This is a genomic window from Fundicoccus sp. Sow4_F4 (assembly GCF_052116145.1).
In the GTDB taxonomy this organism is placed as follows: domain Bacteria; phylum Bacillota; class Bacilli; order Lactobacillales; family Aerococcaceae; genus Fundicoccus.
The window spans coordinates 111,709-136,826 of record NZ_JBQKLQ010000001.1 but is presented as its reverse complement, the minus strand read 5'-3'; the positions used below and the strand labels follow the sequence as shown (position 1 = coordinate 136,826).

General features: G+C 38.2%; 22 protein-coding genes. 4 read left to right on the top strand and 18 right to left on the bottom strand.

Going from position 1 to position 25,118, the window contains the following annotated elements; translation table 11 throughout:
* Nucleotides 1-4: 4 nt before the first annotated feature.
* From galT to gnd, 10 genes are all read right to left on the bottom strand, one after another.
* Nucleotides 5-1,528: a UDP-glucose--hexose-1-phosphate uridylyltransferase gene (gene galT / locus ACTQ5J_RS00635; protein ID WP_441750036.1), complete on the bottom strand. Its 1,524-nt coding sequence runs from the start codon at nucleotides 1,526-1,528 to the stop codon at nucleotides 5-7.
* 25 nt (nucleotides 1,529-1,553) lie between these two features.
* Nucleotides 1,554-3,710, bottom strand: coding sequence for an alpha-galactosidase (locus ACTQ5J_RS00630; protein WP_441750035.1), 2,157 nt, complete (start codon nucleotides 3,708-3,710; stop codon nucleotides 1,554-1,556).
* Between the two features lie 383 nt (nucleotides 3,711-4,093).
* Complete coding sequence (locus ACTQ5J_RS00625) at nucleotides 4,094-4,549, bottom strand: PTS sugar transporter subunit IIA (RefSeq protein WP_153862228.1); 456 nt, start codon at nucleotides 4,547-4,549, stop codon at nucleotides 4,094-4,096.
* On the bottom strand, nucleotides 4,546-5,391 hold the full coding sequence (locus ACTQ5J_RS00620; RefSeq protein ID WP_153862227.1) for a hypothetical protein: 846 nt from the start codon (nucleotides 5,389-5,391) through the stop codon (nucleotides 4,546-4,548). Before ACTQ5J_RS00620 ends, ACTQ5J_RS00625 begins: the two co-directional genes overlap by 4 nt.
* Before the next feature lie 20 nt (nucleotides 5,392-5,411).
* A complete protein-coding gene (locus ACTQ5J_RS00615) occupies nucleotides 5,412-5,918 on the bottom strand; it encodes a PTS system mannose/fructose/N-acetylgalactosamine-transporter subunit IIB (RefSeq protein ID WP_441750034.1) in 507 nt (168 codons plus the stop codon).
* 32 nt (nucleotides 5,919-5,950) lie between these two features.
* On the bottom strand, nucleotides 5,951-6,808 hold the full coding sequence (locus ACTQ5J_RS00610) for a PTS system mannose/fructose/sorbose family transporter subunit IID (protein ID WP_441750033.1): 858 nt from the start codon (nucleotides 6,806-6,808) through the stop codon (nucleotides 5,951-5,953).
* A gap of 28 nt (nucleotides 6,809-6,836) precedes the next feature.
* A complete protein-coding gene (locus ACTQ5J_RS00605) occupies nucleotides 6,837-7,658 on the bottom strand; it encodes a PTS mannose/fructose/sorbose/N-acetylgalactosamine transporter subunit IIC (RefSeq protein WP_441750032.1) in 822 nt (273 codons plus the stop codon).
* Nucleotides 7,659-8,771, bottom strand: a complete 1,113-nt coding sequence (locus ACTQ5J_RS00600; RefSeq protein ID WP_441750031.1) for an iron-containing alcohol dehydrogenase family protein — start codon at nucleotides 8,769-8,771, stop codon at nucleotides 7,659-7,661.
* Between the two features lie 12 nt (nucleotides 8,772-8,783).
* Nucleotides 8,784-9,788: a D-isomer specific 2-hydroxyacid dehydrogenase family protein gene (locus ACTQ5J_RS00595; RefSeq protein WP_441750030.1), complete on the bottom strand. Its 1,005-nt coding sequence runs from the start codon at nucleotides 9,786-9,788 to the stop codon at nucleotides 8,784-8,786.
* 4 nt (nucleotides 9,789-9,792) lie between these two features.
* Complete coding sequence (gene gnd / locus ACTQ5J_RS00590) at nucleotides 9,793-10,695, bottom strand: phosphogluconate dehydrogenase (NAD(+)-dependent, decarboxylating) (RefSeq protein ID WP_441750029.1); 903 nt, start codon at nucleotides 10,693-10,695, stop codon at nucleotides 9,793-9,795.
* Nucleotides 10,696-10,839: 144 nt separating this feature from the next.
* Here gnd and ACTQ5J_RS00585 point away from each other — a divergent pair, with 144 nt between their 5' ends.
* A complete protein-coding gene (locus tag ACTQ5J_RS00585) occupies nucleotides 10,840-11,718 on the top strand; it encodes a MurR/RpiR family transcriptional regulator (RefSeq protein WP_441750027.1) in 879 nt (292 codons plus the stop codon).
* Between the two features lie 274 nt (nucleotides 11,719-11,992).
* Here the strand turns inward: ACTQ5J_RS00585 and ACTQ5J_RS00580 are convergent, their stop codons facing one another.
* The 3 genes from ACTQ5J_RS00580 to ACTQ5J_RS00570 form a co-directional block, all read right to left on the bottom strand.
* The gene (locus tag ACTQ5J_RS00580; protein WP_441750025.1) at nucleotides 11,993-12,196 is read right to left on the bottom strand and encodes a hypothetical protein; all 204 of its coding nucleotides are present in this window, start codon (nucleotides 12,194-12,196) and stop codon (nucleotides 11,993-11,995) included.
* A gap of 56 nt (nucleotides 12,197-12,252) precedes the next feature.
* Complete coding sequence (locus ACTQ5J_RS00575) at nucleotides 12,253-12,543, bottom strand: ArsR/SmtB family transcription factor (RefSeq protein ID WP_441750024.1); 291 nt, start codon at nucleotides 12,541-12,543, stop codon at nucleotides 12,253-12,255.
* An 84-nt stretch (nucleotides 12,544-12,627) separates the two neighbouring features.
* Entirely contained in the window at nucleotides 12,628-13,116 is a 489-nt protein-coding gene (locus ACTQ5J_RS00570) for a redoxin family protein (RefSeq protein ID WP_441750022.1), read from the bottom strand.
* 134 nt (nucleotides 13,117-13,250) lie between these two features.
* Here ACTQ5J_RS00570 and ACTQ5J_RS00565 point away from each other — a divergent pair, with 134 nt between their 5' ends.
* The gene (locus ACTQ5J_RS00565) at nucleotides 13,251-14,186 is read left to right on the top strand and encodes a polysaccharide deacetylase family protein (protein WP_441750021.1); all 936 of its coding nucleotides are present in this window, start codon (nucleotides 13,251-13,253) and stop codon (nucleotides 14,184-14,186) included.
* A gap of 85 nt (nucleotides 14,187-14,271) precedes the next feature.
* Here ACTQ5J_RS00565 and ACTQ5J_RS00560 read toward each other — a convergent pair whose 3' ends face one another.
* The gene (locus ACTQ5J_RS00560; protein WP_441750020.1) at nucleotides 14,272-15,339 is read right to left on the bottom strand and encodes an iron-containing alcohol dehydrogenase family protein; all 1,068 of its coding nucleotides are present in this window, start codon (nucleotides 15,337-15,339) and stop codon (nucleotides 14,272-14,274) included.
* A gap of 18 nt (nucleotides 15,340-15,357) precedes the next feature.
* Complete coding sequence (locus ACTQ5J_RS00555; RefSeq protein WP_441750019.1) at nucleotides 15,358-16,365, bottom strand: bile acid:sodium symporter family protein; 1,008 nt, start codon at nucleotides 16,363-16,365, stop codon at nucleotides 15,358-15,360.
* A gap of 395 nt (nucleotides 16,366-16,760) precedes the next feature.
* On the opposite strand from ACTQ5J_RS00555, the gene ACTQ5J_RS00550 reads away from it, so the two are divergent.
* Together ACTQ5J_RS00550 and thiD are read left to right on the top strand one after the other, a co-directional pair.
* The gene (locus tag ACTQ5J_RS00550; protein WP_441750018.1) at nucleotides 16,761-18,806 is read left to right on the top strand and encodes a DUF438 domain-containing protein; all 2,046 of its coding nucleotides are present in this window, start codon (nucleotides 16,761-16,763) and stop codon (nucleotides 18,804-18,806) included.
* 136 nt (nucleotides 18,807-18,942) lie between these two features.
* Nucleotides 18,943-19,758, top strand: coding sequence for a bifunctional hydroxymethylpyrimidine kinase/phosphomethylpyrimidine kinase (thiD, locus tag ACTQ5J_RS00545; protein WP_441750017.1), 816 nt, complete (start codon nucleotides 18,943-18,945; stop codon nucleotides 19,756-19,758).
* A gap of 256 nt (nucleotides 19,759-20,014) precedes the next feature.
* On the opposite strand, the gene glmS is transcribed toward thiD, so the two are convergent.
* From glmS to ntdP, 3 genes are all read right to left on the bottom strand, one after another.
* Nucleotides 20,015-21,823: a glutamine--fructose-6-phosphate transaminase (isomerizing) gene (gene glmS / locus ACTQ5J_RS00540; protein WP_441750016.1), complete on the bottom strand. Its 1,809-nt coding sequence runs from the start codon at nucleotides 21,821-21,823 to the stop codon at nucleotides 20,015-20,017.
* 322 nt (nucleotides 21,824-22,145) lie between these two features.
* Nucleotides 22,146-24,101: a type I pullulanase gene (gene pulA / locus ACTQ5J_RS00535; protein ID WP_441750015.1), complete on the bottom strand. Its 1,956-nt coding sequence runs from the start codon at nucleotides 24,099-24,101 to the stop codon at nucleotides 22,146-22,148.
* Nucleotides 24,102-24,403: 302 nt separating this feature from the next.
* The gene (ntdP, locus tag ACTQ5J_RS00530) at nucleotides 24,404-24,958 is read right to left on the bottom strand and encodes a nucleoside tri-diphosphate phosphatase (protein ID WP_441750013.1); all 555 of its coding nucleotides are present in this window, start codon (nucleotides 24,956-24,958) and stop codon (nucleotides 24,404-24,406) included.
* Nucleotides 24,959-25,118: the final 160 nt, after the last annotated feature.

Genomic DNA, 25,118 nt, shown 5'->3' with positions numbered 1-25,118 from the left:
GTGTTTAGTATCCCCTTTCTTTATCAGTCGTATCGATCAGATAGTTGATAAATTTTTTAAAGGCAGTTAAGCCTGTGTCTGTTTGCTTATAGACCCCCGCATCTTCTAAAATCCGGCTGAATTTCGCACCAACTTCACACTCAATGAAACGGTCAATCGTATGGCGATCAAATGATGGATGTGCTTGTCTCAAGTCTTGCGCCCATGTTTGATGGGGGTGGGCTACAGCATCTAACGTTGTTTCATTTAATAAGTATCGTTTGATTCCATCTAGTTCACTCAGCAAACGTGGCGGTAAGATCGCCAAGCCCATCACTTCGATTAAACCAATGTTTTCCTTTTTAATGTGTTGTACGTCTCGATGAGGATGGAAAATCCCCTCTGGATACTCCGAGGAAGTTCGATTATTACGTAAGACTAAATCCATTTCATAATGTTCGCCTCGTCTTCTGGCAATCGGCGTAATCGTATTATGTCTTTCGCCATTTGTATGTGAATGAATGTCTACGGCTGGATCACTATAAATCATCCAGATTTCGTGAATTCTTTCAGCTAAATCTGCTAAATTCTGACGGTTTAAACTGCGTATTCTCAAGACACTCATTGGCCATTTCAGCAGTTCGATTGACACAGCCTCATAGGAAGCAAGCGAAAAACTTTCAAGAACCGTGGCTCGATCCATTGCAAATTCATAGGCGCCCCCTTGATAATGATCATGCGCCAGGATTGAACCACCTACAATTGGTAAGTCAGCATTCGAGCCAGCAAAATAATGTGGCAAAACACTGACGACATCTAATAAATGTTCAAAACAAGCACGGTCAATTGCCATCGGACGATGGCTTTCACTTAGAAAAATACTATGTTCGTTATAATACACATAAGGTGAATATTGCATCCCATAGTTTTCTCCACTTAGTTCCAGTCGCACTAAGCGGTGATTTGCTCTGGCTGGGTGATTGCTTCTTCCCTGATAGCCCTCGTTTTGCATGCATAATAGACAAGCCGGATAAGCAGATGCCGGTGCACTTTTAGCTAAAGCAATGTCTTTAGGGTCTTTTTCTGGCTTAGATAAATTGATGGTAATATCTAAATCGCCATAGTCACTAGGGCTTTTAAACGCAATGTTTTTAGCGATTTGACGCGTTTTAATATAATCATTCGCTTGAGATAATTGATAAAAATAGTCCGTGGCCTGTTCTGGATTTTCTTTATATAGCGACCAGAACGTTTGGTTTAAAACTGAAGGAGTCGGTGTCACTAAATCCATGATTTCCGCTTCAAATTGTTCGACCTCATGGCTCACTGTGCTTAGTAAACCTTGTGTTTGAGCATAGTGTCTGATGGCATCTAGGCTGTTTAATAACTCTGGTAAATTACCATCTGACAATGATTCACTGGTTAGTTCATCTACTTTCACAAGAGCTAACAAACGGTTTTGGATATAGTAACGGTCGACCTCACTAATTAAATTCAGCTCAATTGCTTGTTGTGTAAATTGTTTGATTAATTTAGAAATACTTGTCATAGTTGTTCACTTCATTTCATTTGGACTATACTTTAGTCAACAACAGTTGCAGACTTTGGAAGTCGCCACGCGGCGTATCCATCGTTAAGCCAGCATACATTAATTCTGCGCCTGAATACAGTTGATCTGTTTCTTCTAAACAATATAAACTGTCTTCTTCAAGGCCTTTTAATTTGACTGTTGTTTCCATGTCTTCATAGGTTGATAAGACTTTGACATAGGTTAAGAGCACTCGTTGTTCATATGTAAATTGAACGGCTGTTTCATTCGCCGTATGCATCAGGCGATACTGTTGACCAAATTGAACGATTGGTCGCAGTATTTTGTAACGAGTGACTTGTTCTTTTACTGCTTGCTTTTCTTCGTCAGTTAATAAGTTTAAATCGAGCTCGTAACCTAAATTCCCCATCATCGCCACATCTGCACGTGTTTTTAAATCAGTGATTCGATTCATTTGATGGTTAGGAACTGCTGAAACGTGAGCCCCCATCGAAATAACTGGATGTAAGTAACTACTACCGTGTTGAATTTGCAGTCGACTTATTGCATCTGTATTGTCACTCGACCAAACTTGTGGGAAGTAACGCATCATTCCTAAATCATTACGGCCACCACCACCTGAACAACTTTCAAATAGAATGTGGTCATGCTTCGTTGTCAGATACTCCACTAAGGAATATAGGCCTAACATGTATTGGTGAGTTTGCATCATGCTGCCAGCGTAATCTTGACCATTCCCAATATTAGTTATATTGCGGTTCATATCCCATTTGACGTAATCAATCTCGTGGCGAGAGAGTAAATCATCTAGCAATTTCTTCATATAGTTAACCACTTCTGGGTTCGCAAAATTCAAGACTAGTTGATTACGTGAATACGTGTGAGGACGCTCAGGTAATTGAATCGCCCATTCGGGATGCGTACGGTACAAGTCACTATCTTCAGAAATCATTTCTGGTTCAAACCACAGGCCAAATTGTAGTCCTTTGCCTTTAACTTGAGCAATTAATTCTGCTAAAGTTCCTTGGATTTTCTCCTCATTGACTTGCCAATCACCTAGAGATGAATTATCATCCTTTCGCTGACCAAACCAGCCATCATCTAAAACAAATAGTTCTATGCCTAACTCACTCGCACGCTCGGCAATGTCCAATAATTTATCACGGTTGAAATCAAAGTAAGTCGCTTCCCAATTATTTACTAGTATTGGACGCGCTGTCTTAGCAAATTGTTCTGGTATGATGTGCTGAGTGATAAACTCATGACTTGTCTGGCTTAAGTCATTGAGTCCCTTGCTTGAATAATTGATTAAAGCCACTGGACTGTTGAACTGTTGCCCAGCTTCAAGCGTCCACTCAAAGTTTTCATGATTAATGCCTAAACTTAAACGCACATCATTTAACTGACTTTGCTGGCAAATTAATTCAAAGTTTCCACTATAAATCAATTGAATTGCTAAAGCTTCACCATAATCATCCGTTGTTGTAGGATGTGTTAAAATGGCGGCTGGTGTCTGAGCATGACCGGATGCTCCCCGATTAGAAGAAACCCTAAAAATGCCTTGATCCAACGTATGACGTCTAACCGTTTTTTCACGGGCATAGGCTCCTTGGAAAGTGATTAAATCGTAATCTTCCTTAGGTAGGTCTAACATCACACTTTGTAATTGATGAATGACGGCTCGTTCTTTGCCGACGTTTCTCACTTCTGTAAAAGTCGTAATTGCATCACTTGTTCCATAAACGGTAAAATGTATCATTAATTCTAACTCAGCGACCGTGTCTGCTAAGGTAATCGATAAAGTGGTCGCTTCCTCAGCTTTCGAATAAGGTGACGGTAACCCCTGTGAAACAAGAACTCCTGCTTTGATTTCATGGGAAACATATCTAAAATCAGTTACATCATTATTGCCGTGTTGAATCCGCACAGACGGTTGCCGGAAATCCCCTAAGCCATGTTGGCCGATCAACATTCTTTGTGTATCTAAAGAAAATTCTCTGCATTCAGGGTATGGATTTCCCGAAAAGGCATGATCCTTCATCACTACTGCATTCGATTGATGGTACTGCTTTACTTGACGTCCGATGTATTTCATGAATAAATAGCCAGAGTGTTCTTCAATAATCATTGTCATATTCTTTGAATGTAAGTAAAATAATGGTCCTTCTTTAATTATCTTCATCTACTCGTCCCCTTTCAATATAATGATAACGCATTCAGTTCTGTTTCTAAATGGATTAATGTGAACACTTCTGAAGATTTTATGCAACATTTTGACATACGATATTAAATCTCCATGCTTCGCTTCAAATAAGACGATTAACCTCCCATCGAAAAGAATAAGGAATTAAAGTTTTGACGTAAAACGTTCATAAAAACAGAGTGACAGAAGGCCAGAAGTTTATTTGATGAAAAGACGGCAGCTTGTGACTATCCTCATGATTAGAGTCATCATAACGTTTATATCAAGAGATGATGATTAAATACAAAAAAAGCTAGTCACACAAAAGACTCATCTTTTGTATAGCTAGCTTCATTTTTATATGTTCGTGAAGCGTTGGATAATTAGAAATCATCCTCGTCATCATCGGTATCGCCTTCATCTGAATCGTCGTTTGTTGGCCAAACAACCATACTGTTTGAAGCTTCTTCTAGAATAGCAGCAACGGCATCTTCGATGCTCGCTCCAACCATATTCTGAGTTAATGCCACTAAAATCATCGGTAAGTTAACACCTGTGATTACATAAACTTTATCTTTCTTATCTTCTGGTAAACCGTTAATTGCAATCATTGATTGATTATATGGACTTGCTCCAAATAAGTCAGCAAAAATAATTGTACCATTGCCTTCATCGACTTTATTGATTGCTTCAGTCAATTGGTTGCCTAATTCTGAAACATCGTCTCCATGAAAAAGATTTAATGTTTCAATCGAATCTGTTCCACCCATAATTAATTCAGCTGCATCTTTAATACCGTCACTCATTTTTCCGTGTGTTGCAATAATAATCCCAATCATTTTGAGACCTCCTTGGATACTTTTTCGATAATAGCTAATGCTTGATTCATATTGGTTTCGTTCAATTGAAGCGACCGTAAGTCTTCTAAAGACAGTTGATAGCTATTATCTACCTTCTGAGCACTAATTAAGTGAGACAGATTGTTATCACTCGATAATAAATGTAGCTCTTGTTTAGAGCCAATACTATCAAGATGATAAATTTTAGCTGAAGTTTCTTCTCTCAAGCGATCGAGTCCACCTTCATTCAAGCTACCAGCGTCTAGAAAAGCATAAGCTACTCGTTTGTTTTTTCTTAACTTACTAATGGCTAATAATAATACTAATATTGAAGAGGTATTTTGAACTAAATTTTGACGATTTGGCCAGCCTTGTGCAAGTTGTCCGAAAAAGAAAAAGTATACAATCATACCAATCACCATCGAAATAAATTGCCATGTAAATGTTTCAAAATTCTGAAATATAGGCATTGCGATAAACCACGTTATCGCAAGCCCTATTAAGAGATAAAGAACAGATGACAATAAAATTAATTTGGTTTTTTTACGTTTACGCTCTTCAATATTGAAAAACTCATACGCTTCAATATGTTTACTAGGTGTATCATAATAAGTACTGAAAATAACTTTCGCATTTTTAATATTACCGACATAAAGATTACGGTATTCAGCGGCATTCTTTTCATAGAACTTAAAGTGATCAAGTTTAATATCGTCACGAAATTGTTTAATATCAGCTTCTAAACTTTTCAAAAATTTATTTTTCTGCGCAAGTGTATAACGGCTTTTAAAGATTGAATGATACCGAATGTACCAATCTTTTATTAATTGTTGTTGATCCATTCTATCATTCCTCACTTTAATTATAAGCCAAATTTAGCTAATACGTCTTTAAGACTAGTACTTGGAGCAGAGGGTGTTGCTTGGAAGTAAATATTCTCCACGCCGTATTGCTCGTTCATTTCTTTCAATTTAAGTGCGTCTTCTTTATTTAAGTAAACAGATTTAGTTACTAAGACATCTTTCTCTTGGTCTTTCTGAGCAATTCCACCAATGTTTAATTCTTTAATTGGTACACCATGTTTAACTAGTTCATAAAAATGATTGACTGTTTTAGCAATCACGATTGCGCTATAATCTTTGAATTCAAACTCATCCCAATAGTATTTACATTTATCTAGTGTCATTACGATTGTTTTTTGTCCAGTTCGACTTCCTGCACTCTTGTATAGATCTTTCATAAATTTATCTTTTGCTACTACATCATCTACCACGAAAATTGAATCGACTCCATTACGTTTCGATAATGTCATCATTACTTGTCCATGAATTAACCTCTCATCAACACGTGCTAAGTTTACTACTCCCATTTTAACTCACCTTTCTTATTAGAAAATTACTATTATAAGATACCTACTCCAGCTAGAACAGCTAAAATCACTGTTAAACCAACTAAAGCACGAGTAACTTTAAGCCCTTTCTTAGTGTAATAGTAATATACCCCTAGTACAACCGCTAATGGTAAAAGTCCTGGCATTATAGTATCTAATGTGTCTTGTAATACGAATGGTCGACCTGAAATATCAAATGCTAAACTTGAAGAAACTTTTACATAGTTTCCAGCAAGTACACCCATCATGAACATACCAAGAATGGATAATAATTCGATGATGTTTTTAACGCCTGAACTTTGCATTAAACCAGTTGCGTTACGTCCCATAGTGAAACCTTGACGTGCAAAGAATAAACCAATTAATACTTGATACAATGCGAAACCGATGAATGGGAATAAAGCACCCATTGGGTTACCTTGTTGTGCCCAAGGCACTGCAATCGCAATAAAGATGTACTGTACAGTACCTGAGTCAATTGAGTCACCAATACCAGCTAAAGCCCCCATTAAACCAGCTTTAGTGTTATACATTAGGTCATCAGACATGGTAATTTCTTCATCATTATACTCTTGACGAGCACGTTCTTGTTCCATTGAAGACATTAAACCTGTAATAACCCCTCCACCCCATGTTAATTGAGTGTTGAAGAATAATAATTGTCTTTCATAAGCTGCACGTAGACGATCATCGTCTTTGTACAATTTACGTAAGATTGGCATTAAGGCCCATAATAATGATGGTGCCAAGTAACGTTCAAAAGAGTGAGGAATCTCGTTTGCAAAGTGCCATCTTAAATAAGCACTTGAAACGTCTTTAACTGTAATCTCTTCCGGAGCTAATTTTGGATCTAAATTATTTTCTGTCATTTTATATATCTCCTTTCGTTTCGTCTAATTAGAAGTCATCATCGTCATCATCATAATCAACACTTCCGGTTGTTGCAGCAGAAGTATTGTTTGAGTGAGATGTTGCAAGTACAAACATTGCAGCAATAAGTGTTCCTAAGATAGCATAAGTAACCATTGTTACGCCTAAGCTTGCAAAGATAACACTCAAGAAATAAGCTAATAAGAAGAAAATCAAGTATTCTTTACGTCCAATTACGTAAATAGTTGTTGCAATACCAATTGCAGCTAAACCGCCACCAACTACTTCTAGAATATGAATGACAACAGTACCTTCAAGTGTTGCAATGACGTCAGCAATCACTGGAGCTCCCCAGTATAATGCTACGAATACTAATGGGACGAATAATAGGAATGAAGCTAATGTTGGGTACCAGATAACTGAACGTGTAATTCCAGCGTGATCTAAGTTTTCAACAGCAGTATCTGTCCGTTTACCGATAAATGTGTTTAAGAAGAAACGGAATTGGTATAAATATGATCCCAATAAACCAACTGGTACGGCAACTGCAATTGCTGCTTCAGGAGCTAAGTTACCTAATAGAGCAACGGATACTGCAATCGCTGCAGCAATCGATGGTTCTGAAGGCATTGTCCCACCTGGTGAGAATACCCCCATATAAATCAGTTGAATCGATGCTGTAACGATCATTGCTTGTGCGACGTCACCCATCACGATTCCGACAACTAAACCTGTCATCAAGGGTGAAAAACGTAAAGTAAGAGTTGCTCCCCCTAAAAATGAACGCGACATTACGGCTGCTACCCAAAGGGCGATGATTAAACTTTGTAATACTGTTAATGTAGCCAATTAAATTACCTCCTTATTATCTAAATAACTTTCTAAATCAATCAGTGCTTTTGTCAAAATGTCCTCATTTATTTCCATTGGAAGTAAATGAACCTTTTGTTTGCTATGGACTAGCCCAATGATATCTGAAAGCGTAGCTTCTAACATTGGGTAGACCCCCATCTGTGTGAGTGACATAGGTAAATTTAATTGTTGGTAAAAAGGAATCAAATCATCAATGACTGACCATTTTCCTTCTAGTGCCAACTGATAAAAAATACCATAAGCAACTTTCTCTCCATGTAAAAACTTGTGTACTTCAGGTAAGTACGCTGAGATTGCATCATGAAGTGCATGAGCTGCTGTGTTACGTGCGAATTTGTCCCCTAAACCACCAACCAAACCAGCAACAGCGACAATGATCTCAGACACATGAATAAATTCTGGTGTCACTTGACCATTTTTCATATCCTCGATAGCTTTGGTCGACTCTTCTAGAATAACTTCCTTACACATTCTAGCAGCATGTCGAGCCATCATTGGAAATGATTCTTTGCTAAACTCTTCTTGCTCTAGAATCATATCTGATTCATACCACTTAGCCATAGTATCAGCGACACCCGCAATGAAATATTCAATGGGAGCATCGATTAAAAGCCTTGGTTCCATTAGTAAAAATGCGGCTTGTCGTTTAACATGTTCAGATTTGCCTTCGGCCATACCATTATCCTTATACATCACAGATAATGGCGTCCAAGCTGCACAATTACTTGCTAGCGTTGGAATCACTCCAAATTGTACGTTTGCTAAATGCGCTGCATATAATACTAAATCTGCTAATTTCCCACCACCAACACCGATAACAAAATCAATATCTTTTTCTGCTACCAATGTGGCAATTCTATTTCCTTCATTATAACTACACTCTCCACTATATTGTTCATAATGAACAACTGCTTCGTGATTTAGTAATGAAGACAAATACGGTTGTGCTTTCTGCCAAGATACAGTTCCATGAACGACCATGATACGTTGCGCTTGAAACTCGTTTAGTAATTCTGGTATCAAATCAAATGCGCCTTCACTATAACGATAAAACTGAGGTCCTACTTTAACGTTTATTGCCTCTATCATTAAAACATCTCCTTACTTTATGTAGTGACTCTGTGATTGAACAACTGTGTTAGGTAATTTTCCTAAAACGATTGCTTCACAGTCTGAAACACATTTGTCTCCCATACCTTCTAAACATTCCATCGTGTAGGCTGATGTATGTGGTGTCATTAAGACGTTCTCAAAAGCTAAGTATGGATGGTTAGCACGGCCAGGTTCTTCTTCAAGCACATCAGTCGCAAAACCAGCGACCTTACCGCTGTCTAAAGCAGAAACCAATGCTTCTTCTTTAATTAGTGCACCACGTGCAGTATTGGATAGGTAAACGTTATCTTTCATCTTAGAAAATTCTTCTTCGGATAACATATGATAATTCCCTTCATTTAAGCTTGCACATAATGCAATAACGTCTGAGTTTACCAATAGTTCATCTAGTTCATCCACTTTTCTTGCGCCAAATTGTTCTAATTCTAGTGCAGATTTATATGGATCATATGCTAATACATCACAACGGAAACCATAGTGTAATATTTCAACAACGCGACTTCCTATGTTACCAACACCAATCACTCCGACCGTCTTACCACTAAGTCCATGACCAACGAATTGAGCTCTTTCTTCCCATTTATCATCTAAAACACGCTGGGCTGCTGGCACCGTTTGACGCATCACACTTAATAAGTTAGTCACATTATTCTCAGCGACTGCGTCTCTTTCAACTAAAGGTGCAACAATCGATACAATGGTGTTATGTGCTTTTGCGGCGTCTAAGTTGATATTGTTGTAACCAATACCGTGACGAGAGATGAGTTTTAGCTCATCCTTATGGTCAAAGAATTCCTTCGTAAAAAACGGTGTCACACTAGATATAATAATATTATAGCCATGTAAGGTTTCCGCAAGAGTCTTACCATCGATTTCGCTATCAACTGAAAAGTTTTTTACTTCTCCCAATTTATTTAAGCGTTCTAAATGGTCTGGAAATATTTTTCCAAAGCTACTAGAATTTACGATAGCAATTTTATTTTTATTACTCATGATTCTATTCTCCTTTTCCAACTACAGCATGTCCGCCAAATTGGTTACGCATCGTTGCAACAACTTTTGCCGAGAAGCTATCATCAATTTTAGAAGCGCTACGTGCGTAAAGTGATTCAGTAATTACAGGTACCGGAATATTTAATTCTAACGCTTCCAGTACTGTCCATTTACCTTCTCCACTTGCATCGACAACTCCTCGAATGTCATCTAATTGAGGATCTTGTGCGAAGCTCTTCTCAACTAATTCCATCAACCACGATCGGATGACTGAACCGTTATTCCAAACTTTAGCAACTTTCTCGTAATCGAAGTCATACTGGCTTGCGTGTAAGATATCAAATCCTTCACCCATTGCTTGCATCATACCGTACTCAATTCCATTATGAATCATTTTAAGGTAATGACCACTCCCAGCTTTTCCAGTATATAAATAACCGTTTTCAATTGCCAGGTTTTCAAAGATGAATTCTACTTGCTTGAAGACTTCTTCATCTCCACCAATCATTAGACACGCACCCTCACGAGCGCCTTCCATGCCTCCAGATGTACCGCAATCTAAGAATCCGATTCCTTTAGCTTTAGCTAAAGCATAATTGTTTAAACTGTGTTTATAGTTAGAGTTTCCAGCATCAACGATAATATCGCCTTCATTTAATGATTCGACTAACGTTGCGACTAAATCATTAGTAATATCTCCCGATGGAACACTTAATAAAACGACCTTTTGTTCATCTAGATTATTTACTAAATCCTCAAGTGACTGCACGACTGGAACCTGTTGCTCACTTGCTGCTTGACGTGCACCTTCAAATACATCAAAACCTACTACATTCTCTTTATGATCTAGTAAGTTAAGTGCAATATTCAGGCCCATCTTGCCAAGTCCTACGACCCCAATTTTCAATTACAAGACCTCCTTTTTTTTATTTCTATTTCATTGTAACAAATATTTTTTATTTGTAAAGGGTTGCAAAAGTAAATTTTATTTTTTATGATATAGAGGTAAGATATCTGTTAGATTTTATATCAATATAAAAGGAGGGATATAATGGCATATAATTATCTAGAAACTTTGATTCGCCCTTATCAGAAGTCACTTAATAAAACAGAATCCATTATAGCGACACATATGATTGCGCTCGGCAATGATGTAGTCAACAAGACGTTAGCGAATTTATCAGAAGAAACTGGGCTATCTGAAGCGACAATATTTAAATTTGTTAAAAAAATAGGTTTCTCAGGTTTCCAAAACTTTAAAATTTCTGTTGCTTCAAATTTTCGAACATTTGAAGAAAGAAGTAATGAGATGATTGTCTTCTCAGATATTAGTGAATCAGATTCGCCCTTCGTGATTGCTCAAAAACTTGTGAATACGAATATAGAATTGCTTGAAAATCTCATTGGGACCTTAGATGAAGAATTATTAGAATCAGCCATTGAGTTAATCAATTCATCTGATACCATTAATTTCTTTGGGCAAGGTGCTTCTTCTATAGTAGCTTACGATAGTTACCATAAATTCCTAAGAACTAAATTTCATTGTCAGTATACACAGGATTATCATATACAACTAACTTACGCGACAAAATTAGGGCCAAATGATTGTGCGATTCTATTCTCACATTCTGGTAACACTAAGGAAACGATTGAAGTAGCTAGGATCCTTTATGAGAATGGTGTAAAAATTATTGTCTTAACAGGTGATCCGAGTTCCGATTTAGTTAAGCTCTCATCTGCTGCCTTCGTTGTGCTATCTAAAGAATCAGCCTTCCGCTCTGAGACATTAACCTCAAGACTTGTCTACTTAACGATAATCGATATTATTTACACGGCTGTTATGTATGACGATGAACAACAAAACCGTAAGGCCTTATTAGATATTAGACGTGCTTTATCTGTGACTCGTTACCGTGAAGATTTACCATAACATTTATCACACTAAAGAGCTGTCCCGCTTGAGGCAGCTCTTTATTTATGTTTAAGGTCCCTTCGCTTGCAATTGCTTCGTCAAGTGGTTCATAGCCGCTTTATCCTAATTGGAGCATTGACACTTTTGCTTAAACCATCCAACCAAACGGTTTTGAAACATACACCAAACGAAGCAAATTTAAGCTCCTTTTATGATTTAAATTTGATTTTTTTCTCTTATACTATAAAAAGCCATTATATCGCGGATATAATGGCTTCTTTAATGAATATGTTTATTTTGTTGCTAGCACTTTTTTCAAACGATAAGCAAAGGCAGACCAACTAGAAACGGCGCCTTGAAATTCAAAAGCATGACCTTCTACTGCGTTAAAATTATTTGGCATAATCCACTCTTCTAATATTGATGAGTTCATCATTGCTTCCAAGACCTCTTCTATTGAATGGTCATATTTAAAATCCAACATCACCTCAGCCATTATTTTTCCTCCGGTTTCTTTTTCAATACTTCTGCTAGCGTTGTTAAACGCTCATTCTAAAGGTTTTCATACTGTCCAAGCCATTGATTGACTTCTTTTAAAGGCTTCGCATTAAGTCGATAGCGTGTTTCTCTACCAACCTTTTGACTCTGAACGAGATCTGCCGTTTTCAGAATTGCCAAATGCTTTGAAATTGCCGTTCGACTTATTTCAAAATGTGGCAATAACTCATGAAGAGCGAGCTCTTTATGTTTCATAAGTAATTGCAGTATTTCTCGTCTACTTTGATCAGCAATTGCCATAAACACATCTTGCTTCGCTTCCATTTCTTCACCACATTTCACCATGTTAAAAGACACCTTAAGGTGTCTTTTTCGATTTGAAATATACCTTAACGAGAGTAACACGTCAAGGCATAAGAATTACTTGTACTAATTTAATTGGTCAGCTGCTGCTAATACACGTTGATAATCCGGTTCGTCTCTCATATCTGCCACTATTTCTATATACTGGACGACTTTATTTTCATCAACGACTAAGACTGTTCTAGCTAATTTATCGTACTCTGCCATCAATAGACCAGCTGCTTTGCTAAAGTGTCGATTAATATCTGAAAGATAAAGCATGTCTACATTAGATGCTTGGCACCAATGTTGAATGTCATCGGGTGAATTGGTACTAATTGTAATAATCGGATAATTCTTTTCTTTGGCAAGACTTGCGAATTGATTCGTTTGGATGTCACAGGTCTTAGTATTGATATCAGGCACAATGCTGATCACTGTTAAACCGTCAATAAAATTAAACAAGTTAACAGGTTGGTGTTGGCGGTCGACTAATTCAACATCAGCTAAAGTGTCACCCACTTTTAACACTTCCCCGACGATATTAATGATTTGCTTATCTCTTTTTATTTGCATTTAAAATTCGCCTCCTGATAATAGTTTACTCTACTCTGCCAAAAATTTCGACCTAGTTGATTAACCGTGTTGACAAATCACGTTTATCGTTATATAAATATGATTGATATCAAAATATAACTTTGAGGTGAATTATGTATAAATTAATATTGTTGCTACTTTCTACCTGTTTATTAACTGCGTGTGGGACAACAGCAAGTGAACCGACTGATGAGAATGCACGTTTAAATACTGAAGCACCGGCTTCTGAAAGTGACTCAGAGATTGTCGTAAAAGTGGTTAACCATTCTAAACATGAACATAAAGTGATTACTGAAAACCAAGGCGCTCCTGGTAGTCTTCGTAAAGCATGGACTCAATACGATCACTACGCCCAACCGGATGCGGAAGGAATTGCTTACTATATTCATAATGATCCTGATATTTCCTCAGCAATTTCTCCAATAAATGAACTTCAAAGTGAAGACATTCTATTATTTACGTTTGATGACGCACCCAATTTACCCGATTCTAACGCGCTAGAAATTGCCAATACACTGAAAGCTTATGATGTAAACGCCATATTCTTAGTGAATGGCATGTATTTGGAAAGTGAAGAAGGCAAACAAATTGCCCGTCAAATACATGAGATGGGCTTTGAACTTGGAAATCACACTTTCTATCACCCAAATATGCGTGAATTAAGTTATGAGGAGCAATACGAAGAACTGAAACATACGAATGATTTGATTAGCGAAGTGACTGACGGTGCTCTAGTTCGTTGGTTCAGACCACCCTATGGCTTGTTTAACTTAGATACCATTAACATTTGTAATGAACTTGGCATGCAATTAATCACTTGGGATTTTGGGTATGATTGGATGGAGGAGTATCAGGATGGTCAGTTACTAGCGAGCGTTTCATTAGATAATGAGTATTTAAGAAGTGGCGCAAATATTTTAATGCATGACCTGCCATGGACTTCCCAAGCCTTAGCTAGCATGATAGAAGGTTACCGTTCTCAAGGTTACCATATTGTAGACCCATATTTAATTAAGCACCAAGTTAATAGTACAGATCCATTGGAATAATTCTTTAGGTCGGTGGCTTACAGCCCTATTGTGTCTCATAACAAATAAACACGATGCTTTTATGGCATCGTGTTTTTTTTGTGTATTATAGCGTTTCTAAGTAGTTCATCGCGGCAACGACTTGTTCACTTGTGACACCAGGTAGAGCTAAATTAAAGGTTTCCTGCTTTGAAGCAGCGAACTCCGCCACTTGATGAATTTTAGTTTCGAGATCTTGTGTAACGTTAAAGGCTGACAGTTTATGAGGAAAGCCATTGGCTTGATAAAAAGGCAATAAGACCGTCACGTCAGCCATTTTATTGCTTGCGACCAATTGAACCAGTACGCCGAAGGCAACTTTAACGCCGTGTTCAAAGGCATGTGCTTCTTCAAGGAGCGACATACCGTTGTGAACCGCATGAGCACCCGCCATTCGGCCATATTCGCCCGCAAAACCACCCACGGTTCCGGCGACTGCAACAATCACTTCGGCGACTCTTTTGAAGGCTGATGTGACTTCTTTTCTTTCCAGACTAGCAATCGCTTCTTTCGTATCTCGTAATAAAACTTCTTGAGTTACTTTGGCTGTTTGTATGCCAACTTCTGCCATGACTGGTAAATCACCTTCAACATGTTCGGTGATCCCTTTAGCTTCATACCACTTTGCGAGTGTATCGCCAATGCCCCCCAGCAAATACTGCTTAGGTGATTCAGCCAGTAGATTAAGATCCATCAAACATAAGTGAACCGCTCTTTCGTAGTAGTCGACTGTTTTGAAGGTATGGTCTGGGTGATAAACTGCCGATAAAGGTGTATAAGCCGCGCAAGTCCCTAAAACTGTCGGGATTGTAATAACATCCACTCCCAATACATCAGCGGTTCCTTTAGCTGTATCTAAGACGGTCCCCCCACCGATTCCCAGTACACAATCCGTTTCGGCTGGTAGTTGAGAAGCGAGTCTTGCCATATCTTCATTTGAAGCCGTCCCATCATAACGAAACACGGGGAAGTTCTGCTCGCCGGGATAGTGTTTCATAAACGCTTGATAGGACTTTTCACCCGTTATTACGACAGGCGCTTTGAATAAACTCAATTTCTCATCTAAGAAAGCTAAGGCCCCACTTTCACATATAAACTGACCTGTTCCTGGACGTACTACTTGACTTAATCTCATTGACTTTACCTCTTTCTATTAATAGTTGACTGGTTGAACGAATGCTGTTTCAGTGCTTGCTTCTTTTGCTTTGGCCGTTTTAGCCGTTGTTTGAGCTTGGCGTTCATCATATTTGACGCAAAGGTTGGCATAAATACTACCTAATAAAGTATGAACCATGGCCCCTGTCGCTCCTGCTAAAGCAGCCATCGGTGTAAAATGGGCAAGTCCCAAACTAGCCGCTAATCCAGTGTTTTGGATACTTACTTCAATGGCAATCGCACGCGTCGATTCTTTAGAATAGCCTAACAAACGGCTAACAAGGTATCCTGAACCATATCCTGATAAATTATGTAAAAAGACGACTAAAAAAATGACCCAACCGGTTGATACTAAGTTGTCACGGTTGACTGCAACTGTACCTGCTAAGACGATCAATACCGCAATCGATGATAGAGTAGGTAGGAAACTTTCGACTTTTTCGGTATGAGTGCCAAACAAACGGTTTACAAGAAGCCCGAAAAAAATTGGAACAAGGACGACTTGGACAATCGATAAGGACATTGGCCAGAATGCAATTTCAATAAAGGCTCCCCCGTAAAAAGATAAGGCCAAAGGCGTGAATAAAGGCGATAATAATGTTGAAATTGATGTTGCGGTAATGGATAATGGCACATCACCTTTGGCTAAATAGGTAATCACGTTAGAGGAGGTTCCGCCTGGAACTGCTCCAACAAGAATTAATCCTAAAGCTATTTCTGCCGGTAATTGGAATAATTTGGCAAGTACATACGCTGACAATGGCATAAATAAATATTGCGTGGCAACTACCACTAATACACGAACTGGCTGTTTAAACACTTCTGAGAAATCTGACGTTTTCATTGTCGCCCCCATTGTAAACATAATGAATTGGAGCATTAAAGTGATCCATACAGCTAACCATGCGAAACCTGACGGAAATACTAAAGACGCGCCAGCTGTCAACAATACAATCCACGACAGATAATCCTTAAACATTTGATTTACCCTATTGACTAATTTCATTTTACTTCACTCTCCTAATTTTTTTATTAAAAACTAACAAAAAAGGCCTTCCCACTACTAAATGGGAAGACCTCAGATGGTACATCCCATTCATCAATCACGAATAGGACTACCTGATATAGAATTTCTCTACACCCTGGAAGTCCTGGTCTTAATAATAATAATGATTGCTGAGTTGGAAGTGTACATAAACCTCGCCTCTTTCTAATTGCTTTCTAATTATTTTATAATTTAACATGTATTTTCTTTCATTGCAAGTATTAGTATCATATTTTGTAAAATATATCGATTCTTTTGATAAGTGGTTTATTTTTTCACAAGCATTATCTATCGAATCATGGTAAAATTTAGGCACGTAAGGCTTTATTAATGACTAAGTGCTGGGAGATGAAATGATGTCAACTAACCAACAACCGCAAGAAAGAATTGATATTCTTGAAGGGATTTTACTGCGTCTACATAATGGAACGCCACCTGAAGAAGTTCAGGAAGTATTTAATGAACACTTTACAGGTGTCAGTGCGATTGAAATTTCGATGATGGAACATCAATTAATGAATGGTGATAGTGTAATTACCTTCGAAGATGTACTGAAATTATGTAATGTTCATGCGAATTTATTTAAACATGCTGTTATGGATGGAGACACGCCGGATGCTGATCAAGCTGGGCACCCTGTTCAAGTCTTTAAAGATGAGAACCATGCTTTTCGTGCCGCTTTAATGCGCATTAATAATTTATTAAACGTTTTAGGTGATTTAGCGAGCGAGGAATTAGAAGCTGGGATGTTGCGTGGTTTACGTCGTCAGTTTGATTTACTAGGTCAATTTGACGTTCATTATGAGCGTAAGGAAAAATTGTTTTTCCCATTGATGGAACATTACGGTCATGATGCCCCGCCGAAAGTGATGTGGGCCAAGGATGACGAAATCAGAGAACAATTTAAGGCCGCCTATCAGAAAATGGAGCAGTTTCCAGAGATTGACATGATTGAGGTAAAAAACGCTTTTGCAGAGTTTGAATATGAGTTCAATGAAATGATTTTCAAGGAAGAAGCTATTTTAATTAATATTCTCCTTGAGGCTTTGACTGTAGATGATTGGTATCAAATCGCTCAGGAAAGTGACGCTTATGGTTACGCGATCATTCGTCCGTCAGAGGAATGGGTACCCAAGCATTTGTATGCTAGTGACGATGAGGCAAGTGATGTTAGCAACCTAGTTGGTGACAAGGCGGCTTCGAAAGCTACGACTGTATCTTCTCAAAGCCAGCAAGTCGTTTCTTTACCAGTGACTACGAGTGAAGCCAAGAGGCTTGAAACAAAACGACTTGCAATTGATGGTGGCTATTTAACGGTAACCTTTGAACCTGATTCTCGTCCTCAATTGACTAATCCAAACCTTTTAAACCGTTCGACTGAACTGAAGGTCGGCGATGGTTACTTAAACCGTGATCAAATAAATCTTGTCTTGGATTATTTACCCATTGAGTTAACGGTAGTTAATGCGAATGATTTAGTGATTTTCAGCAACTTTAATGACGCATGGCCGAAGCGTCACTTTTATAGTCGGGATTACAATACACTTGGTCGTTCAGTTGAAACAATTTATCAACGTTCACTAAAAGATCAGATGTTGCAGTGGGTTGAACAATTTAAATCAGCTAAAACAGCTGCTGACAAGCAAACTGTCAGGTATCAAGGCCCACACGGCATGGTTAAGTTAGATATTATTCCTCTTTTCGATATTAAAGGAAATTACGAAGGTTATATCGAATTGGCAATGCGCTTAGATTATTTTGACCGAGTGAATACGCGCGTGAAACGTGAATTGACACCGGTAGAAGCTTATCATTCACATGATGTCTTTGTCTCGGACTTTCAAGCCTTCGAAAATAACCAGACGAAAGCAAGTGCCCCTCCCCTCCCACAATCAGAGGCCGTCAATTTGGACTCACGTAAGTTGAAATTTGCTGAGGGCGATTTAACCTTAACTTGGGAAAACAAAAACATGCCTCCGGATCTTAATGCGGCCATTGATCAAGAGTGCCCGATTCATTTACGCAATGGTGCTTTAACTTTGCAGCAATTAACACGTTTAATGAATGCTGTCCCGTTTGAAATTACTTTTGTTGATGATCAAGATATTTTTCAATACTTCAATAATATCGTGCCTTATAAAGACATGATCTTTGTTAGAACGCCAGCTCAAGTGAAACGTGATTTGGAATTATGCCACCCACCTTATTTGTGGCCAACGATTAAGGAGTTAATTCAATCTTTCCGGGAGCGTCAGCGTCACTTCGAAGAATTGTGGTATCCAACAGCCAATAATGAATACATCTATATCTTGTATCAAGCGACCTACGATTTGGCTGGAAACTTTACTGGAATCGTGGAAACCGTTCTCGACATTCAACCATTTTTATCTAAAAACAAATAAAAACGATCCGAACATGTTGCCGCTAGAATAAAGATGGCAGCATGTTTTTTTATCAAACTAACGGATTTGAATGCTTTCACTCATTTCATTTTCGTGCTAGTATAGATGAGTAAATTTGATATAAGGAGTACGAATGATGACTGATATAAAACGCACATTAACGATTGCCGGTAATGATTCTTCAGGAGGCGCTGGGTTAGCGGCTGATTTAAAAACTTTTACAGAATACGGATGTTTTGGACAAGTAGCGGTGACTACGCTTGTTTCAATGGATCCAGAAAACGGCTGGACTCATCATGTATTTCCGATTGAGTTATCAGTCGTTCAACAACAACTCACAACTGTTTTAGCCAGCGATAAACCACTCGCGGCTGTAAAAACTGGCATGATTGGGACGGTTAATTTAGTTAAACTCGTCTCGCGAACAATTCGTGACCATCAGTTGGACAATGTCGTTATTGATCCAGTATTGGTTTGTAAAGGCGAGGACGAAGTCTTGAATCCTGAAACGGCTGATGCTTTACGCGAGGACTTAGTCCCCTTAGCGGATGTGGTGACTCCCAATTTATTTGAAGCAGCTGTACTTGCTCAAATGCCTCCACTCAAAACGATTGAGGACATTAAAGCAGCAGCTGTAATCATCCATCAGTCAGGGGCTAAGCATGTGGTAATAAAAGGGGGGAAATCACTCGATGAAAACCAAGCGATTGATGTTTATTACGATGGAAAAGAATTCGAACTACTTACCTCTGGTATAATACACCACGGATATACTCATGGTGCAGGCTGTACCTTTGCCGCTGCTATTACCGCTGGCTTGGCCAATGGCTTAACAGTCAAGGAGGCTATATATAAAGCTAAAGACTTTGTAACGGCTGCGATTGAGTCTGGCTTTGCTTATAATCAATACGTAGGTTCTATCTACCATAGTGCTGATCGAGTAAATTCATAAGCAATCTTTAACCATTACTGACCGAGGTCCCTTGTAATCTGGCTAGATAGTCTAAGGTTAATGTTGAAAGGCTTGGCTTTCGATCGCAGCCATCCTAACTGAACTGAACTGAGCTGAGCTGAGCTGAAAGCTAGTCTAAATCACACACCATTTGCACGTCTTACTCTCACCTGTGATTAACAATCATAAAAGAACCGACCACTTGCATTGAGCAAATGGTCGGTTCTTTATGATTTCTAGAAAATGAGTCTAGCTATTATTCAACAGTGACACTTTTAGCTAAGTTTCTTGGTTTATCGACGTCTAAACCGCGACCAAGAGCTGTGTAATAAGCCAATAACTGTGTAACAACAACCATCACAAGAGGTGCCAGTGCTGTCGTAACAGTAGGTATTACGAATTGATCATCAACTCGTGCTACCTCTTGCATACTAATGACAATCGCATTCGCCCCGCGTGCTCTAACTTCCTCCACATTTCCTCGAGTGTGAGCTCCAACAATTTCTTCTGTAATCAATGCAATGACAGGTGTTCCCTCTTCAATCAAGGCGATTGTGCCGTGTTTTAATTCGCCAGCTGCGAAAGATTCTGTTTGAATATAAGATATTTCTTTTAACTTTAATGCTGCTTCCATCGAAACATAATAGTCTAACGTTCGTCCGATATAAAAAGCATTACGAGTTTCCATTAGGCTATCTTCAACCCAAGTTTGGATTGCTGCTTTCTCAGCTAAGATCGATTCCATAACAGAAGCTACTAAACTCAATTCTCTTTCCATATTAAAGCTTGCTTCGATTCCTTTACTTGCTCGAATGGCGTCAGCTAATAATGCCATAACAGTAATCTGGGCAGTATAAGCTTTAGTGGAAGCCACCGCAATCTCAGGTCCTGCATGTAACAACAATGTATAACTTGCTTCACGTGATAAGGTGGATCCTTTAACATTAGTAATCGTTAGAGAAGGTAAACCTAGCTCATTCACTTTCACTAAGGCTTGGCGACTATCTGCAGTTTCTCCACTTTGAGTTAAGAATATAAACAATGGCTGCTGACTTAACAATGGTAACTCATAAGCAAATTCGCTTGCTAAATGAACTTCGGTAGGAATATGGGCGATTTTTTCTAATAGCGAACGTCCAATCCAACCAGCATTATAACTCGTACCACAAGCAATGATATAAATACGGTCTGCCGCTGAGACAGCTTTCAATAAATCTGCTTCAAAAACTGCTTGTCCTTGTTCATCTTGATAAGATTGAATCAGGCGACGCAATACTGTTGGTTGCTCATCAATTTCTTTTAACATATAAAAAGGATAAGTACCTTTTTCTAAGTCACTTGCATCCAATTCTGCTATATAGCTCTCACGTTGCACCACTTCTCCGGTAAATTTCTCAATCGTTACTGCATCTTTTGTTAAAGTTATCAGCTCTTTATCCTTAATTTCCAAATATTCATTAGTTACATCAATCGTCGCCATTGCATCCGATACAATCACATTAAAATCTTGCCCTAAACCGATTAATAAAGGACTTTTATTTTTAGCCGCATATAAAACTTCAGGGTTTTCTTTGTCGATTAAACCTAATGCATAACTTCCTTCAATCACTTCTAGTGTACGTTTAAATGCATCTTTAGTTGATAAGCTTTCATTATTGGCGAACCATTCAATTAAAGCCACAACGATTTCTGTATCTGTTTCTGAGTTTAATTGGATATTCTTTAAGTACTCTGTTTTAAGTGCTTGATAGTTTTCAATGACTCCATTATGAACCAATGAATATCTTTGATTCATTGATTGATGAGGATGAGCATTCGCTTTTGTCGCCATCCCATGAGTTGCCCAACGCGTATGACCAATTCCTACTACTGCTGGTAAGTCAAAGTCAACGGTTTCCTTTAAATTAGCAATTCGACCGACTTCTTTAAATAAATGTCCTGTCTGCCCACCCTCTGCTAAATAAATCCCTGCCGAGTCATAACCTCGGTATTCTAATTTCTCTAAACCATTCATCAATACATCTTGAACATTTCCATGCCCAATAAACCCAACAATTCCACACATGTCAGTCTTCCTCTTTTCGCTATTATATTTTAGCTTCTAGGTGCTGAATTTGTCTTTGTTGCACACTTTCATGCGATTTTTAAACAAATTCTTTAGACTGCACAACCTTGGGTCATCCGCCGAACTCTTCGATAAACCCAATCCTCGTCACCTTAATTAATTAAGGCCTGGCGCTATCCTTCTTCAAACATCTTGCCTCCGTTTTAATATATTTTCTAAAAGCTATTTAAAAATACACTAATTTCTTTTCGATGTCAAAACTATTTTTATAAAAATAAAAACCCCCTTAGCGTAAAAGCTTAGGAGGCGGTATTGAGACATATTATTTGTTCGTTAATTTTTTCAATACTAAGGCAGTATACCGTTCAACAGGATAAGATTCAATTTCACCAGTCATCACATCATCTGAAAGATTCACTTGCCCATTTGCCAATTTAACGATGTAATTCCCTTTAGGTAAACGATAATTCAAAACGTTGTTCTGTGCGCTAAACACCACATATAACTTATACTCAGGACAACGATATTCAAAGGATAGTATCTGATAGTCTTGCCTGATGACACTCATACTTTCACGAATTGCTTCATAAGTAGGTAGTCTAAATAAAGGTTCACTTTTACGTAAATTAATTAACCCTTTAATTAACTCTACTGAATGAGCGAACTTATCACGGCGTAACCAATCAATTTGATTGATATTATCTGGTTTATTATAACTGTCGCGAACGCCTTGTTTACTACGTAGAAATTCTTGTCCAGAATGAATAAATGGCACTCCTTGTGATAATAAGATAATACTTGATGCCAACTCGTGACGACGAACAATCGTTTCTTCATCCAAATAAGGGTCCGCTTTAATTAAGCGATCGTATAGTGTGTAATTATCATGCGCTTCAACATATTGAATTAATTGTAAAGGGTCATTATAAGTACCAAAATCTACCCCGCCCATAAAGTTACGAGCTAATTTACTTTCCATGTGCCAAGCACCATTGATAAACCCTCTAGCACTAGCATCAAAGTCGTTGCCTTTCAATGCCTCTCTTAGCCCATCGTTAAATTGACCAATTCTTGGCATGAAAGCGGCATTATTGTGGTTAGCTACTTCATGATGGCTTAGCGGAGTATATAAATCCCAGCCTTCACCAAATAGTAAAATAGATGGATCTATTTCATCTAACATCGCACGAATACTGTTCATTGTCGTAATATCATGGATACCCATCAAATCAAATCGATAGCCATCGATATGGTATTCTTCCGTCCAATATTTCACACTATCAATAATATATTTACGCATCATAAATCGTTCAGATGCTGTGTCGTTTCCTACTCCTGTTCCAGAGGTAAATTCTCCTTTTTCATTGTAACGGAAGAAATAACCTGGTACAGTTTTATGAAAACTATGCGATTCTACTTCGTAGACATGATTAAAGACAACGTCCATTATGACGCGGATACCCGCATCATGTAATGACTGAATCATTTTTTTCAATTCAATAATACGACAGAATGGATCATAAGGATCCGTCGCATAAGAGCCTTCCGGTGCATTGAAGTTCAACGGGTCATAGCCCCAATTGTACTGTTTAGGTTTCTCATTTGTCTCATCAACCGTCTGGAAGTCAAAAATTGGTAGCAACTCCACATGAGTGACACCCAGTTCTTTTAAGTAGTCAATGCCTGTACTCGATCCGTTTGGATTAATCCTTCCTGGTTCGGCTACGCCTAAGAACTTTCCTTTATGTTGGATTCCACTATTGCTAGCAACCGTAAAGTCTCGAATATGCATCTCATAAATGACGGCTTCACTTGCAGATGCAAAGGCGGGCATTCTTTCACCCCAACCTTCTGGATTCGTTTGGCTTAAATCAACAACTACTGAGCGTTGACCATTGACTGTTACGGCTTTTGAGTATGGATCGACTGATTCAGTCACAGTCATATCAAGGAAAGTTAAACGGTAACGATAAGTTAAACCGTGTTGATCGCCTTCAAGGACTTTGTAAAAGTACTTGAAATCTTCACTGCGATTCATTTTAATACTCTTAATAGGTCTGCCATAATAACCATCAAATATGATAACTTCGACTTGTGAGGCAAAAGGCGCCCATAAACGAAACTCAGTCCGCTGTGCGGTATATAAAGCACCCAATGGCCCTCCATAATTTCGCATAGCCATAATCAAAGAATCGTGTCCATATTGCTTTAATAATTCTTTTATCTCTGTTTGTTTGTTGTTTACTTCGCGAGTCATTTCTTTGTTTATCCGCTTCATTTTTATCACTTCCTAATACGTTGATTCACTATTCAAATCTAATATAGAAAAAAAGCGAGCATTACCGTAAAAATCATTTTAAACGCATGCTAATCTTAATCAGCTTAGTTTCAAAACAATAATCTGGTAATACTCACTACTTCCACTAGCTCGTCACAGTAAATGGACGATAGGTTAAATGAGGGTCCCATTTCTCTCCCTTATCCAACCTTAATCTCCTTACCGCGAACTCACTAGTATTTATACTTGTTACTCGATAACCTGAATACCTTTACTAGATATTACAAACAGCGAATTCACTACTATTTAGTTATTGGTTGATTTTTACTGTGAGTAAGTTGACAATATCTTTCATACCAAATATCGATAAATTCCGGAGAAAAAGGACCTTTCTTCTCTTCAATCCAATGAACAAGTTCTTGGATATTATATTTAAGAATGCGGTCAATTTCTGGAGGATACTGGTATCTCCGACCATGAATTTCATATTCATCTAAGTCAAGCAAACGTTTTTCACCATCAGGAAAGACCTTAATATCTAAGTCATAATCGATATATTTTAGCGCCTCATTATCAATTAGATAGGGAGAAGCCAAGTTACAATAATAAGTCACACCTCGTTTACGGATCATGGCCACAATATTGAACCAATAATGCTTATGATAATACAAAAGCGCCGCTTCGCGTGTAACCCATCGACGTCCATCAGACTCAGTTACTAAAGTATGGTCATTACAGCCAATAATGGATTGATCACTGGTTTTTAAAACCATTGTATCACGCCATGTTCGATGTAAAGAACCGTCATGTTTATAACTTTTAATAGTGATGAATTCACCTTCTTTAGGTTGTTTCATCACCCGACCCTCTTTCTGTTTGTGTGTTTACGATATAGTCAATTTAATGACCGATAACTCATACTTTGTCATTATATCATAGATTTTCTGAGATGTGTCGATTTTGCAAGTCTTTTAACATCAGATGTTGCACTTGAAGTCACTAAGTATTCATAGGATA